Consider the following 18,810-nt stretch of genomic DNA (forward strand, 5'->3'; position numbering starts at 1 on the left):
TGCGTTGCAAGGAGAAACAAACGTGAGCACCCAAAGCGAAGCCCTGTTGATCAAGAATCCGATTGCTGTCATGAGCGGCCTGCGCGGCGAACGCGCCCGGCTCGGTCACGTCGACGTGCGCGTTCGCGCGGGACGGATCGAGGAAATCGGTCCGCAACTCGTGGCGAGAGAAAATGAAAGAGTCATCGACGCCAGTTCCTGCGTCGTCTATCCGGGGTGGGTCAACACGCATCATCACCTGTTCCAGAACTTGCTGAAGGCGGTCCCCGCCGGTATAAACGCCGATCTTCAGGAATGGCTGGCTGCGGTGCCGTACCCTCGGCTCGCGCGCTTTACACCGGACCTCGCTCGCATCGCCGCCCGGCTGGGGCTGGCGGAACTCCTGCTTTCGGGTGTGACCACCTGCGCCGATCATCATTATCTTTACCACGCAAAAGGCACGACAGAAACCGGCGACCTTCTGTTCGAGGAAGCGGCTGCATTCGGCATGCGTTTCGTGCTGTGCCGCGGTGGAGCACTTCAGGCGGCGGGGGACCATCCGGGGTTTGCGAACAGCGTGTTGCAGCCTGAGTCACTTGACCAAATGCTCGGCGACATCGAGCGCCTGAAGTCCCGCTATCACGATGCCCGCCCCGACTCCATGCGCCGGGTCGTGGTCGCGCCCACCACGCCGACCTTTTCGTTGCCGCCCGCGCTGTTGCCGGAAATCGCACGCGCAGCGCGCAGCATGGGCTTGCGTCTGCATACGCATCTGTCCGAGACGCGTCGCTACGTCGACTTCTGCCGGGAGAAATTCGACATGCTGCCCGTTGAGTTTGTCGCCGAGCATGAATGGCTTGGCCCAGATGTATGGTTCGCCCATTTGGTTCATCTGGAACCCGGCGAGATCGCCATGCTCGCGGAAACGGGGTCCGGTTGCTCGCATTGCCCGGTCAGCAATGCGCGGCTTGGCAGCGGTATTGCGCTCGCGCCGCAGATGGCGGCAGCAGGCGTGCCCATGTCACTGGGCGTGGACGGCGTGGCCTCGAACGAGTCGGGGAGCATGACCAACGAAGCGCATTTTGCGTGGCTGTTGCATCGCGCGTCGCAGGGGGCTTCTGCTACAACCGTCGAAGAAACGATTCATTGGGGGACTGCTGGCGGCGCAAGCGTCCTCGGTCTTGACGCGGTAGGCACGCTCGAAGTCGGCAATGCGGCCGACTTGGTGCTGTACGATGTCGACGCACTGCGTTTCAACGGTTTCCACGATTTAGCGATCGCACCGGTTGCGGCGGGCGAACCAACGACCGTTCGATACAGCGTCGTGGGCGGCCGTGTTGTCGTCGACGACGGTGAGATCCCCGGTATGGATCTCGGAGAGCTTCGGCGGGACGCACGGAAAGCGGTGCAGCTCTTGCTTGTCTGAACCGAGTATTGACTCGGCAGGTGGTGCGAGCGTTCGAAATGCAGTCGACCTCGCTCACGTTCGCGTCGCCCGTCGGTCTTCGGTCGCAACCACCGACGTGATTTAGCTCGGCAATTGAGAGGAGTAAGAGTCAAAGGCGGCTGCCAATAAATCTCAACCAAAGGAAGATGCTTTCTGCAGGTTTCGAGCGGCAGACAATGCGAGGTTTACGTCCAAAGGTTTGCCGACGTCTTTTTTCCATTCGAGATCCCAATGACAAAGAATCGCACTTTGCTTGGCATGTTGACCCCGTCGTCCAACACATGGCTCGAACCGCTGACAAGCGCGATGCTTGCAAGCTTGCCGGATGTTACGGCTCACTTCGCGCGCTTCCCCGTCTCAGAGATTTCGCTTAGCGATCATTCCCTCGGACAGTTCGACGAGTCGGCGATCACTCATGCTGCGCAGATGCTAGCTGACGCGAGAGTCGACGTAATTGCGTGGAACGGTACATCCGCAGGATGGCTCGGCTTTGAAACCGACGAGCGCCTGTGTCGTCGGATTACCGAGATTACTGGTATTCCAGCAACCACATCGGTGCTGGCACTCAACGAGATCTTAAGGAAGACCAATGTACGCGAACTCGGTCTGGTGACGCCGTATGTCGATGGCGTACAAAAGAAAATCGTCGACAACTATCATCGTACCGGCGTCACTTTTGTGAACGATCGGCATCTGAATCTGCAGGTAAACTTCTCCTTTGCCGAAGTCCCGATCGACACAATTCGCACAATGGTCCGCGAAGTCGCGACGTCGCGGCCCGGCGCTATTTCAATATTCTGCACCAACCTGAACGCCGTTCGCATCGTATCCGAACTTGAACAGGAAATCGGGATTCCTGTCTACGACACGATCGCGACCGCCGTGTGGAAGTCCTTGCAGCTCGCCGGATATGACACGTCGCGCTTGGCAAGCTGGGGGCGTTTGTTCAGCGAATTTGTTTAAGGGCGGTTAACCCCACCAACACGCCAGATGAATTTTCTGAAAAGGATCCACCTACCTGCGCACCGTCAATATCCTTTCTCGCATGGGCAGGTTGCCCGCTTTAGATCAACGAGCAATGCTGAATCTGTCGTGACCCGTCGTTCTTCAAAGCGTCAAATTAGCGCCGCTGTACCGCCTCCCTTACGGACAACATAGTCGGAGTTAAATTGGCCGCTTGGCGAGGAATCGCTGCATGCGCGGACTAGTGGAACAGGCTACAGCGCCGTTGAGAGTAGTTAAAAAAGAAATCTTGGTCGCGTTCGGTGTTGACGTCGATGCCGTTGCCGGTTGGCTCGGTTCATACGGAGGCGACGACTCTCCTGACGATATATCGCGCGGCATGTTCGCCGGCGAAGTCGGCTCAATGCGTATTCTCAAATTGTTTGAGCGCGAAAGAATTAAGTCGACGTGGTTCATTCCGGGGCATTCGATCGAGACGTTTCCCGAGCAAATGAAAGCAGTAGCAGATGCAGGTCATGAGATCGGCATTCACGGTTACAGCCATGAAAATCCTATCGCTATGACACCCGAACAGGAAGAAGCTGTGCTTGATCGTAGCATCGAGCTCGTGACGAAACTCGCTGGGCGCAGACCCACGGGATACGTTGCGCCGTGGTGGGAATTTAGCAATGTCACCAATGAGCTGCTCATCAAAAAAGGTATCAAATACGATCATAGCCTGATGCATAACGACTTCCATCCCTATTACGTTAGAGTCGGCGATTCGTGGACAAAGATCAAATATAGCAAGCACCCCGACGTGTGGATGAAGCCGCTTGTACGCGGTCAGGAAACTGATCTTGTCGAGGTTCCGGCCAACTGGTATCTCGACGATCTGCCGCCGATGATGTTCATCAAGAAGGCGCCGAATAGCCATGGGTTCGTTAATCCGCGAGACGTCGAGCAGATGTGGCGTGACCAATTCGATTGGGTCTACAGAGAGCACGAATACGCAGTTTTCCCGATCACCATTCACCCTGACGTTTCCGGACGCCCGCAGGTATTGCTCATGCTCGAAAGGCTCATCGCGCATTTCCGAAGCCATGATGGCGTCCGTTTCTGCACTTGCGATGAAATCGCTGACGATTTTTTGCGGCGGTATCCTCGCAAATTTTAAAGGCCGATGTTGAGCGCATGCGCGCGTAGCAACATCCGTTCGTTCTCCCATCATGTTGAGCTTTTAGCGACGTGCGCCGGCAGTCGATGATAGCCGGTCTAGCGTGAGACTCGCTTTGCTACGGTCGGACAATTCGGCCAACCAGAATTGACGACACCGACCTTCGTGCGACCCGTCCAAACCAAATGTTCATCAGGAGAAAACCATGAAAGTTGCATTGGTGACGGGAGCCGCCAGTGGCATTGGACAAGCCTTGGCAAAATCCTATGCTGAAATTGGCGTAGCTGTCGTTGGCGGCTTCTTCCCGGGTGACCCACACGACCCACAGCTGACTGTTAAATCAGTTGAGGAAATCGGAGGTCGCTGCGTAATGTATCCTGTCGATGTCACTTCAGCCGAACAAGTCGAAGCCTTTGCCAACACGGCGGTTGAGCGCTTTGGACGGATTGACTACGCGGTCGCGAATGCGGGTTTGTTGCGGTCGTCCCCGCTTACAGAAATGAGCGACGAGCAGTGGCATCAAATGCTGGATGTCGACCTGTCTGGAGTGATGCGAACATTCCGCGCTGCTTCACGCCATATGACCGATGGAGGCGCAATGGTTGCCATCTCATCCATTGCGGGCGGGGTCTACGGTTGGGAGAATCACACGCACTATTCCGCGGCCAAGTCTGGCGTGCCAGGCTTGTGCCGCGCTGTAGCGATGGAACTTGCGCCGCGTGCCATTCGCTGCAACGCAGTGATTCCCGGTCTAATTGAACCCCCCCAATCGCTCGATTCCGTTAATTCTTTAGGACCGGAGGGCTTGCGTGAAGTGGCAAAAGCGATCCCGCTTCGACGAGTGGGCAGGCCACAGGAAATCGCAGCACTGATTCGTTTCCTGACCAGCGACGAAGCTTCGTACATTACTGGGCAATCGATCATCGCCGATGGCGGGTTAACCGTGCGGTGGCCAACCTGATCCCAAAAGAGGGTGCGAAAATATGTCTTTATCCATTTCACTTGATGGACGCTGAGCTGTTGTCACTGGCGCGGCGAGTGGTATCGGGGCGGCCATTGCACGCGCTTACGCGGAAGCGGGAGCCCGTCTAGTACTCGCAGATATCAACGAGACCTCCTTGGTAAAGCAGGCAGAGGCATGCCGCAGCTTCGGCGTTCAGGTAGAAACGGTCGTCGCAGACGTGGGTGAGGAAAATGGTGCAAATACGATTGTTGACCACTGTATCGCCGCATATGGCGGAATCGACGTGCTTGTGAACAATGCAGGGATGCTTACTCAGGCGCGCTGCACTGAACTCACGACGTCCATGTGGGACGAGATGCTGCGCGTCGATTTAAGGAGCGTTTTTTTGTGTTCCAGACGCGCACTACCGGATATGAGCGCCCAGCGTTGGGGACGAATCATAAATATCGCGTCGCAACTTGGCATTAAAGGGGGCGCGGAACTCACTCACTACGCCGCTGCGAAGGCCGGCGTGATCGGCTTTACCAAGTCACTCGCGCTGGAGGCGGCGCCCGGTAACGTACTTGTCAACGCGATTGCACCTGGACCGATCGAGACGCCTCTTGTCGATGGTATCAGCGACGCTTGGAAATCTGCAAAGGCAACTGAACTACCGCTGCGTCGCTTCGGACGTGCCGAGGAAGTCGCTCCCACTGCGGTGTTGCTCGCTTCGGATCCTGGCGGTAATCTGTTTGTCGGCCAGACGCTGGGGCCAAATTCTGGTGATGTAATGCCGTGAACGATCACAAGACCTGTACGTATATAAGTAGGCCTTAGAGGGGACTCGTCAAAAATGTGCGGCATGTGCGGTTTGCTGGGAGGCGGCAATCATTGGTCAAACAGTGGCCTGCCCGCGGATAGCGCAAATGTGCGCCGTCGCAGACATTTGCAAGTTTCTCTTGCAAACAGAATTTTAACGACGTTTCGGCTGAGCTTGGATGATTTCCAGGGGCAATCTTTTATCCTGCGGTCACCAACAGAGGCTGCGGAATTGGTTGCCGATTTTTCAGAAATATGGAAAGTCGCTGAAAAAATGCTTGGCAGATCGCTTGACCCTCTCTTGCTTTTTGACGACGAGGCAGACAAATGAGCGTCGCTTACGACGTTATCCCAGTAACGCTCGTCACCGGCTTCCTCGGTAGCGGCAAATCGACGCTACTTGCTGATCTGCTTCAAGGCGACGCCGCGCGAGACACCGCGGTACTCGTCAATGAATTCGGAGAAGTCGGCTTAGACCACCTACTCGTAGGTGCGATAGATGCCCAAACAATCCTTTTGGACAACGGTTGTCTCTGCTGTGCTGTGCGTGGTGAATTACGGGAAGCACTCGCTACATTGTTTTCTCGCCGCGCGCGTGGCGAGGTACCAGCGTTCTCTCGAGTCGTGCTGGAGACTAGTGGACTTGCGACCCCAGCGCCGATAGTCGCTACGTTACTCGGCGATCCGGTCATTCGTAGCCATTTCGTCGTCGCAGGGACACTTACGGTGGTCGATGCTTCAAATTTTGGATGGCAACAACGAGATCACCCCGAATGGCTAGATCAGGTTAGCGCTGCCGACCGACTGCTCGTCGGAAAAGCAGACTTGGTTGACCAGGAACGCATAGAGGACCTTTTAGCCATGCTCGCCGAGCTTAATCCGACCGCAAGCGTTGTTGTCAAACGGGCGGGCATCAAAGCTGACGTATTACGCGCGTCCTTGTTTGAGCCAGGCGACATCCAGAATATGATCCGAAATATCGGGAAAGCAACGCGCAGCACCGCCCCGTCGAGGTCTCGGGCTCCATATAAACATCGCGAGGGTCTTATCGCTTCACAAGTCAGGTCTTTTTGTATGACGTTCGATGTACCGCTTGACTGGGAAGTTTTTACGCTGTGGCTTACCATGCTGCTCAATCGACACGGCAATAGCATCTTGCGAGTTAAAGGCCTACTCTGGATAAGAGGGTCCGGCAGACCAGCGGTCCTTCACGCGATTCGTCACATTGTATATCCGGTGCTACACCCAGAAAACGTCGATGCTGATTGGACCGGCGACAAAAAGTCACAACTTGTGTTTATTGCGGAAGGTCTCGAGCTAGCCCCCTCGTCGCGTCGTATCGACGCTTTCAGCATCAACTTGAGGATTGCAGCCGTTGATCGTCGCTCATGCACCGCAAAGTCAATCCGCTTCAATTGGCGCACCCGCAATCATAGGAAGCAAGGTCGAACTACGTGTGATTGGCACTTCCGTCACGTTGCAGGAACATATCCGCGAAAAGGCGGAGCGGGACCTCGGAATCAAGCTGAACTTCATTGTGCTTGACGGACCGCTTGCGCAACGTGAAGGCGTTATGCACCCCGAGACCTACGATGTTTACGATCAGTGGTTTCACAGTCTTGACTGTCTTTGGCCTGCTCACGCTCTTCAACCTATTGACGTTCGTCGCATCAATCGATGGGACGAAGTAAACGCGCTACCTCGAACCGGGCACCTGGCCGGACGAGCAGGGACGACCGCCGGTAGCGTTCCGGCAGATCGACTCTACGTGCAACGCGACAATACACTCGGGCGGACTGCTTCCGCGCGCATCAGTATGCTGCCTCTTACTCACAACGCGGATAGCTTCGCATACCTTGCTGACGAGATACCTTCCAGACTAATCGATCAAGGTGAGAGTTGGTCTTGGCTTCTTGCTCCCGAACTCGCAGGGCGCGTTGCGCTGCAAGCCGACCCTGCAATAGGAGCTATAGACGCGGCGCTCGCCGTGCGGGCAAGCGGACTGATGGAATTCCAAGACATTGGCAACCTCTCGATAGAAGAGATCGATGGGCTAATCGAGATTTTGATCCAGTATCGACAACGCGGGCACTTTGCCGGCTTCTGGTCGACATTTGCTGAGGCCGCTCAGTTAATGCTTCGCAAGCAAGTCGTCATACAGAGCATATGGTCTCCAGCCATCCTCGAGCTCGAGCGGGCCGGACTCAAGCCACAATTGGCCAGTCCTCGTGAGGGATATCGCGCTTGGTTCGGTGGGCTTGCCCTCTCCAGGTTAGTAGAAGGGCGTGCACGGGATGCTGCGTACGACTATCTGAATTGGTGGCTCGACGGATGGGCAGGCGCGACGATGGCGAGACAGGGTTATTACATTTCAAATCCAGAACGTGCTCGTCAATATATGAGCGAGGGTGAATGGGCGTATTGGTACAATGGAAAACGTGCTGCTGTCCTCGTAGGGCCAACCGGCCAGCAACGAAGTCTAGCCGGACAACTCCGGGACGGCGGAGACTACGCGGCGCGGATGGGCCGTATTGCTGTCTGGGATTCAGTAATGGACGAACAAAACTATCTGGTGCGGCGATGGGGCGAGTTCCTCCGAGCACAATAATTACAATGTCACGCAATGAATAGACGGACACCTTTCGTTCACTCGTCTTCCGACGCCACCGAGTCGAATCGCACAACGGATATAGACAATCGGCACCGCTACAGGCTGATCCAAAACCACCTTCAGCAGGCGATTCTCGCGGGCCGTATCGTACCCGGACTCGTATTGCTTGAAGGACCGGTAGCACGACTTTTTGGTACAAGTCGCGTACCAGTCCGAAAGGCATTCGAGCTTTTGCATTCTGATGGCCTACTTCTCACTTTCGATGGACGCGGCTATCTAGTCGCCAATGAGAACGGCTCGGCGCCCGAACCGCTTCGCGCGCCATTGTCGGAAACTGCGCTTGGCTTTGATGCTCCGCCCGAACCTCTAGATTTACCCACTACAGGGGAGCGGATCTATCGGGCACTGGAGGAGGCGGTCTCGGTCGCAATTGTCTTCGGTCATTTTCGGATAGACGAGACTCTAGCCGCCGAAACGTTACACGTAAGCCGGGACGTGGTGCGCGAAACGCTGGCACGACTTCGCGATCGCGGACTGATTGAGAAATCAACCTATTCCCACTGGCTATGCGGTCCGCTGACGGCAAGATCAGTCGCCCAAGATTACGAGTTGCGCATGTTGCTTGAGCCTGCCGCGCTCCGGTCGAGCCAGCCGTTTCTACAGCATGAAATGCTGGCCGCAGCCATCGCTGATATTGAAGAAGCAATTAATCGCCCAGATTCAGTCGACGCTGACAGGCTTCAGCATATTGAAACCACTTTGCATGTTGACTGTCTAGCGTATGCGCGCAATCGCAAGCTTCTTGATACGGTTCGGCATGCACACATGCCGCTCACAGTGAACCATGCTTTTTTTCAAGCATTTAATCTTCATCCCGAGGCTGGCACGCTCGAAGAGCACCGGGTGGTTTTGCGTTGTCTAATGGCCGGAGATGTTGATCATGCCACGTCCGCATTGTGCCAGCATTTAAAAAACGGCCAAACACGTACATTGCAGCGGCTGAAGGTTCTTGCTGTGTTGCCGGAGCCAGACTTGCCGGCATTCGTAGTGCCGTTTCCCTAGTTTCTGTGGACGTGCCAACGTTGACTAAAATGCAACCCGACGATGTGATTCAGTCTGAGAGCAACCGGGACAAGCGGTCAGCATTGACAGTTAATGCGCAAGCGCAGCGATCTCGCCATGAGAATATTGAAAGAAACACTCACTCAATAGGCACGGTGTGTCGGCTGGATACGTGGTCCTTGGTGACGGGCTTTCGTTCAGTTCTTGTACCGTCCCGGCTCAACCATTATCTCGGGCAAGCGGGATAAGAGAGAAACGTGAATTATCTCCAAAGATGTTAAACCGGCTTCTCGCTTTGGCGGATGTATCTTTGGCAAAACAGAGCATAAGATCCATTGCAGATCATCTGAGGAACCATTGCTTCGTATAATCCTTCGGATCTCTTGCTCCACGATGCTACTCAATGAGCGTGGCTGGTGCGAGCAGTATAAATGCATTGTGTAACTTCGAATGTACTTAACATTCACTACAAAAGAGGATATATCCAAATGGCTAATTTTGCGTTGTTTGTTGAACTGAAGGCTAAACCAGGACAGGAATCGGAAGTCGAGGCGTTTCTAAACGGGGAAGCCAAGCTGGTAAGAGGAGAAGCTGGAACGTTGACGTGGCACGCGGCGAAAGACGAAGGCGAGCCCGGCTTATATGTAGTCTTCGATACCTTCAATGACGAAGTTGCCCGTGAAGCGCATTTGAACGGCGAGGCTGGACAGGAGCTCGTGGCAAATTCCGAACGGCTGTTTTCCGAAGTGAAGGTTCATCGGCTTCAAGTGGTCGCAGAGAAGTAAGACCTAGGGGCGGTACTTCGAAGAGACGAATGCCATTGGATCGCGAATCTCGATTGGCCTCGACCATACCGAACCCGCCTCGCACGCATCACTCTTAGCATCGAGATGACATTATGCCGTTTGCTCGGTCTCTTCGACCGCTGTAACGCGTAACGCAGGCGTGACGGCGCGTCGATTGTTGCGGGGAACGGCGTCTTTTCAATCGCCGAAAACGATGACCTTTGCTCGGTTGTCATCTCGTTTTTTTCCTTCGTGTTCCCTTAATCGAGAGTGACCTGGAAACGGAGAGGCGAGATAACCTACTTTGCTTTGCAGCGCGCACGGCGTCCCGTGTATACATCAATCCTGCTCGCGAAGCGTTTGGACGTACGTCTTGCCGTATGGATAGAACTTTTCCTTGCGGCCTTCCTGCCACGCGCGTTTCATTTCGGGTGTCGTAATGTCCCAATCCGGCCTGCATTTCTTGGTAACAACGCGCAAATCTTGACGCAATTCCTCCATCGTCGGCCTTCCAAAAAACCAGTACCCGCTGTAGATTTTGTAGACGATGAGATCCGGCTCAAGGACAACAACGTGCGGGATCATCGGATCGTGCAACGGGTCCGTGTATTCGGCGATGTCGAGGTCTTTTTGCACAATACGGCCCGCGTCGGATAGAAAAGGCCAGTGCGCGCCCACCCCACTACGGTATTCGTTTGTCTCAGTAAGGTTATCCGTGCTGACGGTGACAAGTTGGCAATAGCCTACTTCCATTTCGCGGTGCAGGTCGATAAGTCCTTCGGCCTGTCGCCGATCCTTAGGGCAGAAGCCTCCACGGCTAAGTATGACAATCATGGGGTCCGTTCCTTGAAGTTCGGACAACTTGCGCCGTGTCGCTGTGTGGTCGGTCAGCTCGTAATCAGGAAAACGAGCTCCAGGTACGATGTCGTTTCTCATGTTCTTAAGTTCCCTTTCGCTTAGTTGACGACCAAGATGTCTGCTAACTGCATTCCAAGCTTCGACGGTGTCTACTCATATAGAGGTGGTTCGGCGGTTTCGCATTAATCATTTTGTTCGGCCGAGTCACTGAAATGCGGTTTTCGACAGTATTGGTTTGTTTTAGAACGGCCGATTCAGAATATACTTGCAAGATTGGGATGGCAACCTTTACATCGGCGTTCCTGTAGAAACAGTGTAAGCGCCTGGTGACGGCATCCTGAATCGACGCAGCAGGCTTGGGAGCACCATGTCCATTGACACATTGAAATAGCTTTCCTTGTCTCGTACCTCGAGATTCTTGTGAGCAGTCTTTCTTAAATGATCGAATCTCCTGAGGTCGGCGTAGCAGTAAGGCCAACGGTGGATCACCCTAAAATGCGCAGGTTGGTACCGCATTACCGAGAGCCGTCGCGTGAACCTCCCACTTCCTTAACGCGCAAGTCAGGCAGTGCCTGTTGCCAAGTGGACCCTTTGGTTGCTTGAGAATTGAGGAGTTTTGCCGGACTTCGTTTGCGCCGACATCGTTTACGTAGTCGAACATCCTCCCTTTGGAACGGGGCTCAAGGTAGCTTTTTTTCGAGCGCCGTCTTAGCACTTGAAACTTATAGAACGCCCAGCGGAAGTGTTTGGTCCCTACGTTGACGTTTAAGCCGACTTTTGAAGGTAGCGTCGTTCATGCCTTTCCAGATCAATCAACTGAGCAGGTCAAACAGTGTCATTCGAAACGCCATTGATCCGGTTAGCGAACGAAAAGTACGAACGGTGCGCGCAGTTTTAGGTTGTGATCAGGCAACTGCTCGGTTGCATTATCCGTGATCAAGCTTGTTGCTGAAAACTCCTGCTTTGTTTGGAAATGCACGCTTTCTCGACTACCGGAACGCTTTGGTTGCGGATTCATTTAAGTTGAGTTGCGGACGTTGCCGATACACAAAAGTTGCAGATTTGCGACGTCGCGGAGCTTTATCGGGACATTCAAACTGCGCGACACGGTAAAACGGATTTTCCACAGTCATCCGGTCCGAGACTCTTGTAGAATCAGCCCGAGTCGGGGGTCAATACGTTCGTGTTTCAGCGACCGAACGCGTCAGGTTATAGCGCCGACGACACCTTTTCTGCGGACGCGGCAGCCGCTCCAACAGTTGCATACTCTTTAGGCAAACCGAAAGTCGGCTACGGCTAGTGAAAATGGTCCTTAACATGAACGAAGAGAAGCGTATATGCGCTGACTCGCAACGGTGTGGCGAGCTAGTGTAATGCTAACTTCGCAGACAAATTGATGAGCGCGAGCCATTTCAAACGGCGATCCATTGGAAAATAAGGAGCACCGAAACGTGCCTCGCTGAAAGTTATTCAAAAATGATCTCACTCAGGATATGACAACTCATCGTGCCCTCAACCGGGTGCAGCGCTGTAACAGAGGGGCGTGGACATGCCCTAAAACATAATGAATTTAATTTAACCTCCTTAATCATGTCGAATCTAATGGAAAAAGTATGCCAAGTCTTATGTCAACGAACTCAGGCAGCACAAAGTATTCGTCGCATCCTATTATGCCGTCAAGCTTCTATTGGTAGCGCTCGGGGCTTGGATCATTCACGGTAACGGTGGCTTCGTTCCGATGGCGATTATCTGCATTGCCATCTGCGCTGTTACGTCGACAACTTGCTTTCTGTTTTCGCTACGCACCCTTCGGGCAAGTAAAGAAAGTGAGACGAGATATCGGCCGATACTTCGACTCAATGCGGAGTTGTGCTCGGCAGGTAGCCTGCTGCTCGCCGTCGTGACGCTCTTGTCAATAGCGGCCACAATCGACCGCTCTTCGGAGTCAGAGTCGATTCCAATCCCGCCGGTTTCGGCTGTCTCGCGACTGAACGACGCGAATGGAACAGTACAAGCGCCTGTTCCAATAAATTCAAACGGCGGGTCGGATGGTCATGTGCCAGTGCTTGCGCGTCAATCGTCGCCTCGCGACAAAGACATTTGGACCTTGTGTGTTGGCCTTATCGCGCTGGTTCTAGGTGGTTCTGCGGCGGGACACAAAATTGGGTTAGCGTTCCATGAGTTTGCGCCTCGCCCCATGCAACCAACAAACAACAGTTCGCCTCCTCAACCAAAACAACCACCAAACAGCGCCCCGCCCCCTCAACCGAAGCTCCCAGTGCGCCACGGTCCTCGGCCTCATTCGTCTAAACGCAGGCGTAAAAAATAACGTTATTGCTAATACCGGATCACGTCAAAAATGCTTCAATGTCGTAGACATATAACCCGTCCAGCGAATGCGTCGAGACCTGACGATGCGTTACCTACTCACGGTTTCACTTTCGGATGCCGCGACCTGTCGAGCATGGGACTAAACTACACAAAGTTTCTGCGCGTGCAACGGTTGGGTCACCCGTTGAGAATTCACGCTCAATCGTCACCAGCTGCTGTGGCTTGTTTGCGAACCGTTCGATACCCGTGCGAAGGGGCCTCGAGATTAAACCTCGTGTCGCTACGATGCTGGGAAGCAAGCGATGCCAGCTATCGATCCACATACGGGCAGCGACCAGTTCCACGTGCGGAATAAAACGCCGGTAATGCCGATGTATTAATCGTGTCACGAACATCGGCGTCCTCGTCTCCAGGCGAATCTGCCGCGATCAATAACTCGGCTTTGTCTGCATACCGGACAGAGAAGTCGACTTGAAGGTAACGCTCGCCGATCAAAACCGTCCCCGGACGTTCGCTAAACGTAACGACTGATGGATCGGACTCAATGAGCATCCGCGCATCCAATACGACGCGGCGATAGATCGTGAGCCTGCGGCTAAGCTTCGGGCTAAAAACCTCAAACCGGTGTGCGCCTCGGGGGCGAATCATCGCGGTTGGCGCGCTCGAATGAAGGGAATGTTCCATAAGATCAAAACCTCATGGACGGGCTTTGAATTTTAAAACGCGAATTGACGGTTTCAAATCGTTCCGAGTGTGCTTAACAATGTCAACTCGAATCAGCGCTTCCCTGCTGAACATGGTTTCCGGATTGACAGAATTCCGTCGAACGACGTTTGCGTACAATTCGGCCGCCGCCAACAACCCCATCGACTGAATCTCACGCCACAACACCGCGGCCGGGATCCAGTCCGGTGCCGCAGCCGCGACCCGCTCGCGCAGATACCCTTCAAAGGGCTTTACCATTGATTTCCGAGGCGTTGCCGCCGGTTTAAATGTCGGCGCATCTTGCGCCGCCAGATACTTCCTCACCGTGTTGACCGAGCAGCCAACCTCACCAGCAATTGCGCGAAGCAGCGGCCGGCTCGTGGCGTTGCTCACGCAGCACATTGCCGAATACGGCACGATCACGATCTATTAAGGGCACCGGACCGAACAGCCCATGCGGGTGCGGACTTTCATCGACTTCATGATCGAGCGGGTGGCCGACAATACGCGTTTTTTCCTCGATACCAGCGACCTTCGCGCGGCTTGCGCTCAGATTTCGTCGCCGCGCATCCGATCGCAAACGTTCGCGTTAAATTTTTGTACATGGAAAGGAATCCGTTAGCCTGGTCGCCGCGTATTCTAGGAAAGCGCCCGAGTGCCGCCGTCTCCCGGCAGTCATAACATGAACGCCCTTGCCCATGATCGACCGCCCTACGCCCCGCGAAGCCGCCATCCGTATCTGCCGCATGTTTGTCATCCATCACCAGTGCCGGGCCGGTGCGGTGCTGCCCACGGAGACGATTCAAGAATGGTGGGCCGTCGATGGCTGGATCTGCCAGGATTTCTTCAGCGGCCTGGAATACGGCCGGCAAGAAGGCTGGCTGTCGGAAACGAAAGGTGAGGAGGCGTCGCCTCCGGCAAACGTGACGATCACGCCGGCGGGTTATCGATGTGGGCAAGGCGTTTGAGGACCTCGGCGCAAAGCCGGGGAATCCGACCCGCTACGACGCAGGGCTGAATGAATTCAGCGCGCTATCTACTACCGCGCCGCGCGCTCGGCCGGGCCGATTCACATCCCAGATAAGCCCTATCAATACTTTGCATTAGTCAGACCTACCATTCATCCACAAACTGGCGCTCAGCCATCGAGCGAAATGCATTCCCTCGCCATTTCGCCACTCTGGGAGCCCGTAATGTCACACGTCATGGTCGATTGGAATGTGCAGGGTTTGAACGCCGCCGACGAATCCGTTGTCGCCCCCGATCATCTTCAGACGCTCGCTAAAACGGTGTATGCGAGCGGCGCGTTGCATAACGACTTCTACGACTTATGGACCGCCGCACCGCTGAGCGTCCGCCAGATCCGTGTTTTCGCGCGCAATTACGGCGAATTCAACCGCGCGTTCCCGGAAGTGCTCGCAGTCATGATCTGCAACACGCGCAATGTCGACGCGCAGACCGAATATGCGAAGACGCTCTATTCGGAAATGGGCAATGGCGATGTTCGCAAGGTGCACTCCGTCCTGTTCGATGGCTGGCTCGCCGAACTCGGCCGGGTCATGGGTGAAGGCGACGCGCTGAGCTGGCGCAACGTGGAACGCGATGTCGATGTGTTGCCTGAAACGCGTGCCCTGATCCATGGTGAGAAGCGCATCTACGCCAGCGACAACGCCACGGGCGCAGGCGCCCAGATGGCGCTGGAATGGCAGGCCTTCACCATGCTGCGCCGCATGTACGACGGCGCGACTCTGTATAAGCACCTCTGGAATGAAGAAGACGAATTCCACGAGGCCTGTGAATACTTCTACGCCCATATTGGCGCGACCGAAAAAGAACACAAGATCGAGTCATTGCAGGCCGCCCGGCAGTTTTGCACGGACGCGGATTCAACGCTGCGCATTCAAAATGGATTTCTCGAGCACTTGCAGTTATTCGAAAAATTCTGGAACGCCATCGCACGGGAAATGCGTGCGATAGGCCGAAAAGAGCAGTTGGAGGGCGTAGGTGACGCACCTGAGAGAGGCGTGGGTTTTCAGAACTCACGCACAGTCGAAGCACTTCGGCCACGCAACGACTGAGTACCCAGAGCCGGGGCCGACCGACTCTGTCGGGCGGCCCATTGCACTACCCTGACGCAAGAACGCCCTCCCTCCACCGCTTCCCTGGACCTGCTGACACAATGAATTCTCGAATCGTTGGACGCTTTGAGCCATTTATTTCGGAATCCGAATTACAGAAGATTCTGAATTTTACTCAGGATGATTCCCACTATGATGAATTCAGGATAGGCGACTGGAAGACCTTCGTCATCTGGAACGACACCGGCGCGGATGGCGACGGCGTCGTTTCCGATCGCGGCGGGCTCGCAACACCGACATCACGAGGACGGGGGCTGCCAACGCTCAACCAGTGGATCACGGACACGTTCGACACGCGCCGCCTGAAACTGGTCCGGATTCATTCACTAGGCGATGGCGTCCTGGTCCCTCACCGGGATTTCGTGGAGTTCGATCCGGGCAGTCACCCCTGGACGCGCATTCACGTCCCGATCATGACCAATGACGCTTGCCTGCACTCGGAAGACGAGCAAGTGTTTCGCATGCGCGCCGGTGAAATCTGGCATCTCGATGCAACGCGCCTGCATTCCGCGACCAACTTCTCGCGGGCACGGCGTTTGAACGTTTGCCTCGATTTTGCACTCGGCAACGATCACGTCGATTCGATATTTAGGATACCAAATTGTCTTGATCCGTCAATACGATCTGAAAAGATTGACCGACCCGCGATGTCTCAGGCGTTCCTCGACGGCATTCTGGGTTTGTCCAGAATCCTCACGGAGCACAACTATCGGGACATTGTCGGGCTGTTGTCGAAAGTGCATTTTTATCGCGATGTCGGGATCGGTCATTTCTTCGACTGGCTGATCACCATCAGTCAGCGCTCGGGACTGGATGCGCTCTACGAGAAGTCATTGGCCTACAGCCGGTTTCTCCAGACCGAACGGCGGCTGTCCGAACGCTTCGTGCTTTGATGCACGCGCCACGATGAATTCCGCCCGCGAAAGTTACCAGGTGTTTCCGCGCTGGACGTCAGGCTTCTGGACCTGGCTGACCGGCCGCCCGTTATCGGACGAAAGCGCCTGCGTCCATCCGTCCCCGCTGGGTTTCGCCGCGTGTGCCGCCGCGAGCTATGTTTCCGGACTGGCCATTGCGCTGGCGGCATTCCACGCAAAAGGCCTGCTTTTCGCGGGCGGACTCCTGCTCGGATGGACCCTCACCGTGAGCGGTGCGCGCCGCATGATCAGCACGGTCGCGCATCAATGTATTCACGCGCAGTTTTCGTCGAATAGACAGGTTGATCGCGCTGTCGCCGATTTATTCGTGGCAATGACGCTGACACAGACGGCGGCGGACTATAGACGAGAACATTTTCTGCTTCATCACCGGTCCGATGTGTTCACGTCGATCGACGACCCGGCGGCGCAGTTTTTATATCGTGCGGGATTTCAGCCCGGCTGCACGACGCGCCGATTATGGTCGCGGCTGGCCATGACCTTGATCGCGCCCAGGTTTCACCTGATGTTTCTTCACGGGCGGTTGTGGAGTCAGGCGAAGTCGATCGCGTCGCGGCGTGGGCTGTGGCTCGTGTGCTGGATTCCGGTACTGTGCGGCCCGGCATGGAATTGGTATTCGTGGACGGCGCTCCTCGTGGGCGCCCTCCTGCCGGTCACGTTTTTCTATCACATCAGTGTCATGCTCGAATTCATCAGCGAGCATGCATGGTTCGTCGAGCCGGATAAAACGTTACGCGCGAAGTATGTGCATGGCACGCATTCATGGGGCCGTTTTTGCGGACGCCGTGTCCCGATTCGCCAGGGAAAATCCACCATCAATTACGCCGTGCAATGGATGCTGTGGACCCTGGAACATGTTTTCTATCATCTGCCGGTCCGGCTGATCGTTTTACCGGGGGACTTGCCGCAGCACGATTTTCATCATCGCAATCCGGCGACCGATCAATGGACTACTGCCGCCCATGCGCGCGAACAGGACGTCGCGCACGGCGACCCGCGCTGGCCGCCTTATCAGGAGTTCTGGGGTTTGCACACGGCCATCGGGCACGTGTTCGAGGGCATTGCGGCGGCTCATCCGATCGTCATGTCCGCTAGTCGATCCCCGCCACGGCTTTCGCGTGCGCAGGAGATTTTGCGAGCGCCTCGATAGAAGCCAGCTCACGCGCGGATTGCGTGACGGCGAAATGGCGGCGAATCGTTTCCGCGACGTGCTTGGCCACGGGCGAAATGCCGGACCCGCGCGAATACAGTTCGACTTCCGTGGGTGCGAGAGCCGGAAAGCCTTGCGCCGGCTTCAGGACGCGCAGTTGCCGCCCGACCGCACTTTCGATCATCACGGACACAGCGCTTCCCGCAGCCACGGCGGCCACCAGGCCTTCGTGGTTCAGGCTCGTGAACGCGACACGCCAGGCACGGCCGGCCGCATCCAGTGCTGCAAGCGCGGCCCGGCGGTATAGACAACCGTCGGGGAACATGGCGAGCGGCACCGGATTGGAGAGATGAACCTCGCTGTCGGCCTTGCTCACCCACAGCAGCCGTTCACGGGTCAGCGGAATCCCGTCCTGGCGCTTCGGATACCGCGTCGCGATCACCAGGTCGATATCGGCGGAATCGATCGATTCGAGCATTTTCCAGCTATGACCGCAGCGGATCTCGATTTCGATGTTCGGAAACGTCTCGCTCACTTCCGCAAGGATTGGCGGCAGCAGGCACGACGCGTAGGTCTCGGAGGTCGCGAGGGTCAGTTTGCCCGCTGCGAGCGCGTGATTGAGTGCGAAAAAGGTCTGCTCGTGCACTTCGATCAGGCGTTGCGCGAGGCCCACGAAGCGCTCGCCGATGGCTGAAAGCGTCACGGTCGTGGTATCGCGTTCGAACAGCCGCTGTCCGACCTGCTCTTCGAGACGCTTGATCTTCATGCTCACCGCCGATTGCGTCCGGTGCAGACGCTGGGCGGCTTGCGTGAAGTTGCGGGTCTCGGAGACCGCGATGAAGGCACGTACCAGGTCGATATCAATATCCTGAGGTTTCACGGCGTTCTCCCTATGCGCGTTCTGAATGATAGCAATCAAATCTATTTG

General features: G+C 55.6%; 17 protein-coding genes and 1 pseudogene. 14 read left to right on the forward strand and 4 right to left on the reverse strand.

Annotated features, from left to right (window positions below):
• The first annotated feature begins 22 nt into the window (after positions 1 to 22).
• From AXG89_RS24415 to AXG89_RS24460, 10 genes and pseudogenes are all read left to right on the forward strand, one after another.
• On the forward strand, positions 23 to 1,405 hold the full coding sequence (locus AXG89_RS24415; RefSeq protein WP_062173380.1) for an amidohydrolase family protein: 1,383 nt from the start codon (positions 23 to 25) through the stop codon (positions 1,403 to 1,405).
• 252 nt (positions 1,406 to 1,657) lie between these two features.
• On the forward strand, positions 1,658 to 2,389 hold the full coding sequence (locus AXG89_RS24420; protein WP_062173381.1) for a maleate cis-trans isomerase family protein: 732 nt from the start codon (positions 1,658 to 1,660) through the stop codon (positions 2,387 to 2,389).
• A gap of 232 nt (positions 2,390 to 2,621) precedes the next feature.
• Positions 2,622 to 3,545, forward strand: coding sequence for a polysaccharide deacetylase family protein (locus AXG89_RS24425; RefSeq protein ID WP_062173383.1), 924 nt, complete (start codon positions 2,622 to 2,624; stop codon positions 3,543 to 3,545).
• A 205-nt stretch (positions 3,546 to 3,750) separates the two neighbouring features.
• Positions 3,751 to 4,506, forward strand: a complete 756-nt coding sequence (locus AXG89_RS24430; RefSeq protein ID WP_062173385.1) for an SDR family NAD(P)-dependent oxidoreductase — start codon at positions 3,751 to 3,753, stop codon at positions 4,504 to 4,506.
• Positions 4,507 to 4,528: 22 nt separating this feature from the next.
• A pseudogene (locus tag AXG89_RS24435) lies at positions 4,529 to 5,287 on the forward strand (SDR family NAD(P)-dependent oxidoreductase).
• 63 nt (positions 5,288 to 5,350) lie between these two features.
• The gene (locus AXG89_RS24440) at positions 5,351 to 5,638 is read left to right on the forward strand and encodes a hypothetical protein (protein ID WP_256936050.1); all 288 of its coding nucleotides are present in this window, start codon (positions 5,351 to 5,353) and stop codon (positions 5,636 to 5,638) included.
• Positions 5,635 to 6,852, forward strand: coding sequence for a CobW family GTP-binding protein (locus tag AXG89_RS24445; protein ID WP_236873550.1), 1,218 nt, complete (start codon positions 5,635 to 5,637; stop codon positions 6,850 to 6,852). Before AXG89_RS24440 ends, AXG89_RS24445 begins: the two co-directional genes overlap by 4 nt.
• Complete coding sequence (locus AXG89_RS24450; protein WP_082771597.1) at positions 6,764 to 7,915, forward strand: ABC transporter substrate-binding protein; 1,152 nt, start codon at positions 6,764 to 6,766, stop codon at positions 7,913 to 7,915. The genes AXG89_RS24445 and AXG89_RS24450 overlap by 89 nt, the downstream gene beginning before the upstream one ends.
• A 15-nt stretch (positions 7,916 to 7,930) precedes the next feature.
• Entirely contained in the window at positions 7,931 to 8,980 is a 1,050-nt protein-coding gene (locus tag AXG89_RS24455; RefSeq protein WP_082771598.1) for a GntR family transcriptional regulator, read from the forward strand.
• Positions 8,981 to 9,468: 488 nt separating this feature from the next.
• Entirely contained in the window at positions 9,469 to 9,765 is a 297-nt protein-coding gene (locus AXG89_RS24460) for a putative quinol monooxygenase (protein WP_062173387.1), read from the forward strand.
• Positions 9,766 to 10,104: 339 nt separating this feature from the next.
• Here the strand turns inward: AXG89_RS24460 and AXG89_RS24465 are convergent, their stop codons facing one another.
• From AXG89_RS24465 to AXG89_RS43200, 3 genes are all read right to left on the reverse strand, one after another.
• Positions 10,105 to 10,701 carry a redoxin domain-containing protein gene (locus tag AXG89_RS24465; RefSeq protein WP_082771599.1) on the reverse strand — a complete coding sequence of 199 codons (597 nt, stop codon included), beginning with the start codon at positions 10,699 to 10,701 and terminating at the stop codon, positions 10,105 to 10,107.
• Between the two features lie 2,562 nt (positions 10,702 to 13,263).
• Complete coding sequence (locus AXG89_RS24470) at positions 13,264 to 13,638, reverse strand: hypothetical protein (RefSeq protein WP_144029397.1); 375 nt, start codon at positions 13,636 to 13,638, stop codon at positions 13,264 to 13,266.
• A gap of 12 nt (positions 13,639 to 13,650) precedes the next feature.
• Positions 13,651 to 14,052 carry a hypothetical protein gene (locus AXG89_RS43200; RefSeq protein WP_236873551.1) on the reverse strand — a complete coding sequence of 134 codons (402 nt, stop codon included), beginning with the start codon at positions 14,050 to 14,052 and terminating at the stop codon, positions 13,651 to 13,653.
• 305 nt (positions 14,053 to 14,357) lie between these two features.
• Here AXG89_RS43200 and AXG89_RS24480 point away from each other — a divergent pair, with 305 nt between their 5' ends.
• The 4 genes from AXG89_RS24480 to AXG89_RS24495 all read left to right on the forward strand — a co-directional run bounded on the left by AXG89_RS24480 (position 14,358) and on the right by AXG89_RS24495 (position 17,882).
• Complete coding sequence (locus tag AXG89_RS24480) at positions 14,358 to 14,627, forward strand: hypothetical protein (RefSeq protein ID WP_062173392.1); 270 nt, start codon at positions 14,358 to 14,360, stop codon at positions 14,625 to 14,627.
• A 225-nt stretch (positions 14,628 to 14,852) separates the two neighbouring features.
• Positions 14,853 to 15,737 carry an iron-containing redox enzyme family protein gene (locus AXG89_RS24485; protein ID WP_162916121.1) on the forward strand — a complete coding sequence of 295 codons (885 nt, stop codon included), beginning with the start codon at positions 14,853 to 14,855 and terminating at the stop codon, positions 15,735 to 15,737.
• A gap of 101 nt (positions 15,738 to 15,838) precedes the next feature.
• Positions 15,839 to 16,690 (forward strand): aspartyl/asparaginyl beta-hydroxylase domain-containing protein, encoded by an 852-nt coding sequence (locus AXG89_RS24490; protein ID WP_062173396.1) that lies wholly within the window; start codon positions 15,839 to 15,841, stop codon positions 16,688 to 16,690.
• Positions 16,691 to 16,703: 13 nt separating this feature from the next.
• Entirely contained in the window at positions 16,704 to 17,882 is a 1,179-nt protein-coding gene (locus AXG89_RS24495) for a hypothetical protein (protein WP_062173398.1), read from the forward strand.
• Here AXG89_RS24495 and AXG89_RS24500 read toward each other — a convergent pair.
• Entirely contained in the window at positions 17,824 to 18,762 is a 939-nt protein-coding gene (locus tag AXG89_RS24500; protein ID WP_144029396.1) for a LysR family transcriptional regulator, read from the reverse strand. The genes AXG89_RS24495 and AXG89_RS24500 overlap by 59 nt on opposite strands.
• Between the last annotated feature and the right edge of the window lie 48 nt (positions 18,763 to 18,810).

The sequence above is a fragment of the Burkholderia sp. PAMC 26561 genome (genome assembly GCF_001557535.2).
Taxonomy (GTDB): domain Bacteria; phylum Pseudomonadota; class Gammaproteobacteria; order Burkholderiales; family Burkholderiaceae; genus Caballeronia.

Coding starts and splice junctions, on each gene's coding strand:
- AXG89_RS24420 (WP_062173381.1), top strand. CDS start 1,658: ATGACAAAGAATCGCACTTTGCTTGGCATGTTGACCCCGTCGTCCAAC.
- AXG89_RS24425 (WP_062173383.1), top strand. CDS start 2,622: ATGCGCGGACTAGTGGAACAGGCTACAGCGCCGTTGAGAGTAGTTAAA.
- AXG89_RS24430 (WP_062173385.1), top strand. CDS start 3,751: ATGAAAGTTGCATTGGTGACGGGAGCCGCCAGTGGCATTGGACAAGCC.
- AXG89_RS24440 (WP_256936050.1), top strand. CDS start 5,351: ATGTGCGGTTTGCTGGGAGGCGGCAATCATTGGTCAAACAGTGGCCTG.
- AXG89_RS24445 (WP_236873550.1), top strand. CDS start 5,635: ATGAGCGTCGCTTACGACGTTATCCCAGTAACGCTCGTCACCGGCTTC.
- AXG89_RS24455 (WP_082771598.1), top strand. CDS start 7,931: ATGAATAGACGGACACCTTTCGTTCACTCGTCTTCCGACGCCACCGAG.
- AXG89_RS24460 (WP_062173387.1), top strand. CDS start 9,469: ATGGCTAATTTTGCGTTGTTTGTTGAACTGAAGGCTAAACCAGGACAG.
- AXG89_RS24465 (WP_082771599.1), bottom strand. CDS start 10,701: ATGAGAAACGACATCGTACCTGGAGCTCGTTTTCCTGATTACGAGCTG.
- AXG89_RS24470 (WP_144029397.1), bottom strand. CDS start 13,638: ATGGAACATTCCCTTCATTCGAGCGCGCCAACCGCGATGATTCGCCCC.
- AXG89_RS24480 (WP_062173392.1), top strand. CDS start 14,358: ATGATCGACCGCCCTACGCCCCGCGAAGCCGCCATCCGTATCTGCCGC.
- AXG89_RS24485 (WP_162916121.1), top strand. CDS start 14,853: ATGTCACACGTCATGGTCGATTGGAATGTGCAGGGTTTGAACGCCGCC.
- AXG89_RS24490 (WP_062173396.1), top strand. CDS start 15,839: ATGAATTCTCGAATCGTTGGACGCTTTGAGCCATTTATTTCGGAATCC.
- AXG89_RS24495 (WP_062173398.1), top strand. CDS start 16,704: ATGAATTCCGCCCGCGAAAGTTACCAGGTGTTTCCGCGCTGGACGTCA.